This window comes from Candidatus Villigracilis sp., from assembly GCF_057083605.1.
In genome coordinates this window covers 1-8,427 of sequence record NZ_JBXMTI010000154.1, presented here as the reverse complement: position 1 = coordinate 8,427, position 8,427 = coordinate 1, and the positions used below count along the sequence as shown (strand labels likewise).

General features: G+C 50.4%; 7 protein-coding genes. All 7 read right to left on the bottom strand.

The features are described 5' to 3' along the window. Positions 1-169: 169 nt before the first annotated feature. On the bottom strand, positions 170-1,696 hold the full coding sequence (locus tag AC14M5_RS22690) for an ABC transporter ATP-binding protein (protein WP_484032003.1): 1,527 nt from the start codon (positions 1,694-1,696) through the stop codon (positions 170-172). Positions 1,697-1,705: 9 nt separating this feature from the next. Then, positions 1,706-2,818 carry an ABC transporter permease gene (locus tag AC14M5_RS22685; protein ID WP_484032002.1) on the bottom strand — a complete coding sequence of 371 codons (1,113 nt, stop codon included), beginning with the start codon at positions 2,816-2,818 and terminating at the stop codon, positions 1,706-1,708. 9 nt (positions 2,819-2,827) lie between these two features. Continuing rightward, entirely contained in the window at positions 2,828-3,955 is a 1,128-nt protein-coding gene (locus AC14M5_RS22680) for an ABC transporter permease (RefSeq protein WP_484032001.1), read from the bottom strand. Between the two features lie 164 nt (positions 3,956-4,119). Further along, on the bottom strand, positions 4,120-5,166 hold the full coding sequence (locus AC14M5_RS22675; RefSeq protein WP_484032000.1) for a BMP family ABC transporter substrate-binding protein: 1,047 nt from the start codon (positions 5,164-5,166) through the stop codon (positions 4,120-4,122). Between the two features lie 113 nt (positions 5,167-5,279). After that, positions 5,280-6,248, bottom strand: a complete 969-nt coding sequence (locus AC14M5_RS22670) for a BMP family ABC transporter substrate-binding protein (protein WP_484031999.1) — start codon at positions 6,246-6,248, stop codon at positions 5,280-5,282. Positions 6,249-6,310: 62 nt separating this feature from the next. After that, complete coding sequence (locus AC14M5_RS22665) at positions 6,311-7,588, bottom strand: MFS transporter (protein WP_484031998.1); 1,278 nt, start codon at positions 7,586-7,588, stop codon at positions 6,311-6,313. A gap of 96 nt (positions 7,589-7,684) precedes the next feature. Beyond that, on the bottom strand, positions 7,685-8,427 hold a 743-nt coding region (trmD, locus tag AC14M5_RS22660), incomplete at its 5' end, for a tRNA (guanosine(37)-N1)-methyltransferase TrmD (RefSeq protein ID WP_484031997.1).

Here is an 8,427-nt window from a genome sequence, read left to right as displayed (position 1 = left end):
GCAAGAAAAAACAATAGAATCTTTGCGCCTTGGCGACTTTGCGTTAAAAATCTCGATTAAAAGCAGTTCAAGAAGTAAAGGTAGCAACTTGCGTTACTTAAATCAAAACAGGAGTTGCGAAAACTCCTGTTTGGCGGAATCAGTTTCAGGTCGAGAACGAAGCAGGATTTTACGCAGCTTCCACGTGTGCACCAGCCATCCATAATCCAAGCTGTTCACGTGTGGTCTTTTTTGCTTCCACTATTGCAACAATTTGTCCGCGGTACATGACTGCGATGCGGTCTGAGAGAGCCATGATCTCATCCAACTCTGCTGAGATGAGCAGGACAGCGACGCCTCGATCTCTCATTTTGATGATTTCGCTGTGGATGTACTCAATTGAGCCGACATCCAGGCCGCGTGTGGGTTGATTGGCAATGACGAGTTTTACATTGCGGCTGAGTTCGCGCGCAACGATTACTTTCTGCTGGTTGCCACCTGAGAGTTTGCCTGCATTTACGAAGGGTGATGGCGTACGGACGTCGAATGCACTAATGAGTTTGCGCGCGTTTTCGTCAAGCGCTTTGGGTTGGATGACGCCGCCCTGGCTGAAAGGTGAGCGATAGTAATCACAAAGCACCAGGTTATCGGCAACGGTGTAGGATAGAACCAGGCCATGGCGTTGGCGGTCTTCGGGAATATGAGCAAGACCCGTTTCTGTGATAATGCGAGGTGGTTTTCCGGTAACGTCGTGTCCGCTGATGAAAACTTTACCGCTTGTTGGATGGCGCAAGCCTGTTAGCGCCTCTGAAAGCTCGGTCTGCCCGTTGCCTTGCACGCCCGCGATGCCGAGCACTTCGCCGCCGCGCACAGTGAAGGATACGTTGTGAACGGTTTCCAGATCACGCTGGTCGCGCACGGTGAGATTTTCCACTTTGAGGAAATCCTCTGTTGCTTCATGATCTTTCTTGTTCACCGTGAGGATTACCTGCCGCCCAACCATCATGTTGGCTAATTGTGCTTCATTTGTTTCTGATGGCTTGACTGTGTTGATAACGCGCCCCGCGCGCATGACGGTGATGCGATCTGCTATAGCGAGGACTTCTTTTAATTTGTGTGTGATGAAGATGATGGAAACACCGCGCGCTGTCAGGTCACGCATGATGCGGAAGAGGTCTTCTGCCTCTTGTGGGGTGAGCACTGCGGTGGGCTCATCCAGGATTACGATTTCCGCATTGCGATAGAGGGTTTTAACGATCTCAACCCGTTGTTGTATGCCCACAGGCAAGGTGCCAACCATTGCATTTGGGTCTACATCGAGACCATATTGTTTGGAAATCTCATTGATTTTTGCTGCAACAGTATTACGGTCCAGTGAGCCGCGTTTGACCGTTTCATCCCCCAGCATAACGTTTTCTGCCACGGTGAAGACCGGAATTAGCATAAAGTGTTGGTGCACCATGCCGATGCCGAGCGCGATGGAGTCATTTGAAGAATGAATTTTGGCAGGTTGTCCGTTGACGCTGATCTCGCCTTTATCGGGGTGATGCAACCCGTAAAGCAAATTCATCAGCGTGCTTTTACCTGCCCCGTTCTCTCCGAGCAAGGCATGAATCTCACCTTTGCGCAAGTCAAAATCGACGCTGTCATTGGCGAGCACACCAGGAAATTGTTTGGTGATACCTTTTGCTTCAAGAACAATTTTGGAATCAGACATGGCGGTCTCCTATTTCTCGTACGGAACGCCATCTGCGGCGGGAGGAGTAGTTTTGCCGATAATGCCAGTGAGGATGAACATAGTGAGAATATAAGGGGTCAGGCCCACGATGTATGACTCCTGGAGGAATGCCCATGCAGGGGGAATGACATCCCGATATATCTGCATGTTGATCAACAGCGCTTGTGATGCACCAAAAACAAGCGCGGCGGCCCATGCGCCAATGGGGGTCCAGTTTCCAAAGATCATGGCGGCTAGTGAAATAAAACCGCGTCCGTTCGTTAGCAGAGGTTCAAAAGACGGAACCGACTCGATAGTGAAGTACGCGCCTGCAAGCCCGGCAAACATTCCGCCAATGATCACGTTCGCATAGCGCATTTTTACAACATTGATACCGACCGTATCTGCGGCTTGGGGATGCTCACCTACTGCGCGTGTTCGTAGGCCCCAGCGTGTATTGAATAAGATATAGTGAGAGATGAAGACTAGGAGGACCGCGCCCATGGCAATCGGCTTTTGGTCAAATACACGATTGATGGCAGTGAGATTTACCAGGCAGTCTGTGGATGTTCCGCAAACTGACGAGAAGATTTCTGTGAGTGGAATATGAATGGTGGGTAAAACTCCGGGGGAGTTGGGAACACTGCCCCCAAAGACACTGCCTTTACCAAAGAATAACTGTCGGTTCAAAAATCCTGTCAAACCGACTGCAAGAATGTTGATGACTGTTCCGCCAATGATCTGATCCACTTTAAATGTGATGGAGAGCATGGCGTGGAGCAAGGCCATTAGTGCTCCGGTGAGAATGGCAAAGATCACACCCAGTGTGATGCTGATGCCGATCCCAAAACCGAAGATGTGAAACGTATAGATGGCGGCCAGCCAGCCGAAGAATGCAGCGGTAAGCATCATGCCTTCGATACCGATGTTGACCACGCCTGCGCGTTCGCAGTACACACCCGAAAGTGCGCCCAGGGTAAGTGGTGTTGCTACCGCGATAGTTGTTGCCAACATGCTGGTGATGATCAATAAAGGCGGCTGTTTTACGCGCCCAACCATAATAACCACGCCAAATAGAACGACGATGATCAGGGCAATAAAGCTAAATCGTTTCCAGTCCATATATGTTTCCTAGCCTCCCCAGCCGCGTGTGAGGACAACGCGCTCGCCCTTGGATTTGATGCGGTAGATATAGCGTACGATTGCATCCGCCGCAACAAAGAGCAGGATCAATGCCTGCAGCATGGATATTAAATCCACTGGCAGTTGCGTCAGGAATTGCATACGGCTCGCGCCGTTACGCATTGCCGCGAAGAGAAAGGCCGATAACACAACGCCCAGCGGATGTGACTTCCCGAGCAGGGCAATTGCAATTGCATCAAAGCCGTAACCGATAGAGAATCCCAATTCGTGGCGATAGTTTAAGCCGGTCACTTCAATGGAGCCTGCCAGCCCGGCTAGCACGCCTGAGAAAACCATCGTAAGAATAATGATACGTTTGACATTAATACCTGCATATTTTGCGGCATCCGGGTTCAACCCTACCGTGCGGATTTCAAAGCCAAGTGTGGTTTTGTTCAACAACCACCAGACCAGGAAGGCAGCCAACAGGGCAAGCACAAATCCCCAATGGACTCGCAAGCCGTCGAATATCTCCGGCATCCGTGCGCTTTCCGCAATCAGAGGCGTGCGGGCAATCACATTTGTGGGGCTTGGGTCTTTCATAACCCCATTCAATAGAAAAGAAGTTGTATTCAAGGCAATATAGTTCATCATGATGGTGTTGATGACTTCATGCCCACCTGTGTACGCTTTCAACCAGCCGACAATACCCGCCCAAAGACCGCCCATCAACATGCCAACGAGAATAGCCAGGGGAAGATGAATAATGGTCGGCAGGTCAAAGCCAAGCCATTCGGGCAGAGCGTAACCGATGAGAGCTGAAAAAACAGCGCCAACAGCCAGTTGTCCCTCTGCGCCGATATTGAACAAGCCACCCTTAAAAGCAAGGGCAACTGCCAATCCTGCAAAGATATATGGCGTTGCCCAAACGGCAGTTTCGCTTAATGCTTTCGTTGAACCAAACGAACCTTCGATCAACCCTGCATAAGCCCGGATTGGATCTCCACCGACAATAATGATAATAAAGCCGCCAACGATTACTGCTGTGATGATAGCCAGGAAGGGAACCAGGCCAGCCTCTGAAATTGTTCGCAGTATCTGTTTAATCAGCGAATTTGATTGCTTTTCTACTTGCATCCTTCGCTCCAATGGACGTGTTGAATTGTAGGACAATTATATCAAACAAGCAGGAAGATTTGCCTATTTTGGAGACGAAATGAGCAAAATGCCCCGGACTTAACATAAAAAGGAGAGAAGCTTGCGCCTCTCTCCTTTTCTTCATTTATTGGTAAAAACTAAACTTACGGTTTGACGGGAGGAACACCGGTCTTGATGGAGCCGTCGAGCAAGCCAGCGTTGATCTCTTCCATCATGGCCTTCACTTCGGCGGGAACTTCGCTCTCAAGATCGTGGAAGGGAGCGTAGCCAGCAGCACCGAACACGTTGCCATCTGCAATCGTGCCGTCTTTGGTGGCGGCGATCAGGTCAGCAACTCCGGGGGTGATGAGCTTCATGGCGCTGGAGAGCATGCGAGGAGCAGCTTCGGGCAGGGTCAGGTACTGATCGGTATCCACGCCGATGCCGTAAGCACCAGCCTGGGCAGCAGCAGTGACTGCACCGTTACCGGTGAGACCACCACAACCGAAGATCGCATCCGCACCCTGATCCATCATGGACTTGGCGGTCTGAGCGCCCCATTCGGGATCGGTAAAGGTCTTGTCGAAGCCCACATCGCTGTGGTAAACAACGAACACCTCGGTGGTAGTAGCATTCATTCCGTCAGCATAGGCGGCGCCGGCTTTGTAGCCTTCACCAAAACGCCAAACGGGAGGAACCACATCGGTACCGCAGACGGCGCCGATCTTGTGGCTCTCAGACATGGCAGCAGCGAGTGCGCCTACCAGGAAGCCAGCGTTGTCTTCAGGGAAGTTCAAACCCGAAACGCCGGGGACGGTTTCAGCCTGGAACTGATCCACACCGATAAAGCGGATATCGGGATAAGTGGCAGCGGCGGCGGCAGTAGCTTCACCGAGACCGAAACCAACGGTCACGATCACATCGTAGCCTGCATCGCCAAATTGGGCAATGTTCTTGCCGTAGTCCTTGGCGTCTGCTGTTTCAATGAATTGGACCACATCGGCCACACCATCGGTATTGGACTTCTGAACACCTTCCCATGCAGATTGGTTGAAGGATTTGTCATTGATCTTGCCCACATCGGTGACGAGACCAACGCAGAATACATCAGCCGAAGCGCAATCTGCTTCACTTGGTGCACCAGCGCCGCAGGCCGAAAGGATCATCGAAGCGACGATCAAAAGGGCCATAACAAAGTACAGCTTTTTCATTTTTTCTTCTCCTCTAGAAGAGTAAGGATTTGGAAGGCCTGCCCAATTTTCAGCACAGCCTTACGACAGTTCAAGTATAAATCTACTCCATTCATAGTGCAAGCCTGTACAAATTAAGGTTTTTCAAATGGCACATTTGTCCTGATTTCCCCATTCCAAAGGCCAAAGAGAAGCAAGTCCATCTCGTTTTGCAGGCTTTCTGGGAATTTATCACCAAGCGGCACAATGCCAAATTGACCTGATCTTGCCCCACTGACATTCCCTTCCCTCAGCAAACGCATCACCTCCTGGACCTCGAAACTGGCACGCCCAAAAATAGAGGTCACCACGCCTTTGCCTGATTCAGCCAACGCTGCCGCCTGATCCCGTTCTGTCCCTATCGCAAGGATGTTTGCCTCCGTTGCTGCGCGTAACGCGCCCTGCCCGGTGACTCCTCCAGCCGCGAAAATCACATCTGTGCCGCGCTTGACCAATGAGTTTGCTGTGTCATAGCCCCAGGCTTCATCGATAAATAACTTTTCACTATTTCCATCATCGCGATAAAAGACAAGAGTTTTGATCTCAGCATTGATGTATTTTGCACCTGCGCGAAACCCTTCACAATAGCGCCACATCGAATCGATGCCAGATGTTTCGCAGGCTGCGCCAACAATGTTTGTTGTTGAAAGACGTGCCGCCAATGCCCCGGCGGCAAACCCCATTTGGTCTTCTGCGAATGTGATGGCCACGAGGTTCGGGCGTGATTCCTCGTAGGGTTGATTCAAGCCGACGAAAACGGAATCAGGATACAGGTCAGCGGCCCGAAACGTTTCATCTTCCAGCGCGATGCCTGAGGTGATAATGATGTCATATCCCTTTTCTGCAAAGTAGAGGATATTCTTTTCGTAATCACGGGTATCAACTGATTCAATATAGGCGATTTGATCTGTCAATTCATTCGCCTTGGATTGTTCAAGCCCTGCCCAGGTATCTTGATTAATGCCATGATCGTTTAGCCCAAGTGTATCTGTGACCAATGCCGCGCAATAAACATTCTCGCGAAAACAATCTGGCGACTGCATACAGGCTGAGATAATAAACACAAAGGACGCAAAGGTCACCAAGGAAAAACCTTTGTGCCCTTTGTGTTTAAAGCATTTTGTCATCAAGATGATTGTTGCACTGCTTCACCGCGTTTTACACGCAGCATCATTACTAAAGCTACAGCCATGAATACCGCGGAAAACAACCATAGCCAGCGATACTGGTCTCCCAGCGTATCCACCAGAATTCCTCCCAATGTTGGGCCAAGCACAGCAGCAAACTGGGATGACAAATAGTACAAACCCGTAAAAGCGCCGATTCGTTTTTCATCTCCGTGATCGTACACCAGCGGCAGACTATTGACATTGACCATGGCCCAAAAAGCACCGACGGCGACCAGAACGATTGCGAAGGTCAATGTGCTTTGAATGAAGAAATAGCCGACCAGAGTTAGAACTGAAAGGCCGATCAGCCCAACTCGAATTACAGGGCCGCGCCCAAAGCGTGTTCCAAAGTATCCTGCTGGAACTGCAAAGAGAATGAATGTGATCGTTACAAGCGCGGAATAAATTGAGGCTGTGCCGGCCTGCATTCCCAGCGTGAAAACAGCGAAGGATGATAAGCCCGTCTCCAGTGCGTTGAATGCCATGAACCAAAAGAGAATGCCAAGCAATACATAGAAGCCGCTCTTATCGGGGTTATCGAAAACGACCCTCAAGTTATCCAAAACGCTGCGTTCTTTTTCCTTGGCTTCGATCTTTATCTGTTCGGGCTCTTTTATGAAAAATAATACAACGATCAAAGCCACAGCCATTGCGATTGCGCCAGCCAGGAATGGAGCCGTGCGGCCAAAGGAATTAAACAGGAAGCCGCCGCCGAAATATGCCAAAAAGCCTCCAACCCCGCCCATGAAGTTAATGACCCCGTTTGCCTTGCTTCGATCTTTTGGCTCAAAAAGATCACCAAGCCATGCAACAGTTGGTGAGCGAAATAATGCCATACCGACATTTGTGATCAATATGAAGGCCGCAATTGCAAGGACAGATTGCGCCACAGGGATGAAGACAAAACCAAGCAGGGCAATTGGCGCGCCGATCAATATCCACGGTTTGCGCCGGCCGAAGCGATTCCAGGTCTGGTCGCTTTTTGCGCCAACCCAGGGTTGGACAAACATGTTTATGATGTTGTCCCAGGTCATGATGAATAACGCCAGGCTGGGGGCCAGCCCAAAGCCGACAATATCCGGGATGGCACGCCCCTCGGCTAAAAGCTGCCTTTCAAATTCCGGGTTGCCAGCTTGTAAAAAGAGGGGAATATATTGATTGAATATTGGCCAGATTATGCTGATTCCCAGGAAACCAAAACCGAGCAGGAAGGTCTTGCCATAGCTGAATTTCATGTTTTCCTCCATTCATGGATTTAAGGTCAAAAGTCAAAGGTCGAAGGTTCTGTGTTCATCTGTGGTTAAAAACGAATTTCAAAACACTCTCTAAAGTCATTCGATCTTCGACTTTAGACTTTCAACAAATTTCTTATCTTCCTTACTTAAATCAGCTTTATCTAACATATCAGGCCGTTTCTTCAAAGTTCTTATCAATGCCTGCTCGCGCCGCCACTTATTGATTTTTGCGTGATCGCCGGAGAGCAGAACATCTGGTGTTTTCCAGCCTCGGAATTCGGGCGGACGGGTGTAGTGCGGATATTCAAGCAGGCCCATGGCGTGTGAGTCATCTTCCGCGCCGGTGGGGTCACCGAGCACATCGGGTAGGAGACGGGCGATGGCGTCAATCAGGATCAGGGCGGGGAGTTCACCGCCTGTCAACACATAATCGCCGATGGAGATTTCATCGGTGACGAGGTGTTCGCGGATGCGCTCATCTACGCCTTCGTACCGTCCGCAGAGCAGGGCAAGGCGCGGGTGCTGCGAAAGTTCCTGGGCGATTGCCTGATTAAAGACACGTCCTTGTGGGGTTAGCAAAATGATTGGGATGTTTGATTCAGTTGTCGGCGGGGAAAGAGGCAAAGCCAATCCCAAAACAGATTCTATGGCTTGAAAGACTGGTTCTGGTTTCATCACCATGCCACCGCCACCGCCAAAGGGTGTGTCGTCGGTGGTGTGATGTTTATCGTGAGTGTAATCGCGGATGTTGTGCACATCCACTTTGATCAATCCGCGCTCGCGGGCGCGTTTGATGATGCTGGTTTCAAGATAGGAGGGGAATACTTCGGGCAGGAGGG

Excerpts from the sequence above, each read along its gene's own strand:
- AC14M5_RS22690 (WP_484032003.1), bottom strand. The coding sequence starts at position 1,696 with ATGTCTGATTCCAAAATTGTTCTTGAAGCAAAAGGTATCACCAAACAA.
- AC14M5_RS22685 (WP_484032002.1), bottom strand. The coding sequence starts at position 2,818 with ATGGACTGGAAACGATTTAGCTTTATTGCCCTGATCATCGTCGTTCTA.
- AC14M5_RS22680 (WP_484032001.1), bottom strand. The coding sequence starts at position 3,955 with ATGCAAGTAGAAAAGCAATCAAATTCGCTGATTAAACAGATACTGCGA.
- AC14M5_RS22675 (WP_484032000.1), bottom strand. The coding sequence starts at position 5,166 with ATGAAAAAGCTGTACTTTGTTATGGCCCTTTTGATCGTCGCTTCGATG.
- AC14M5_RS22665 (WP_484031998.1), bottom strand. The coding sequence starts at position 7,588 with ATGAAATTCAGCTATGGCAAGACCTTCCTGCTCGGTTTTGGTTTCCTG.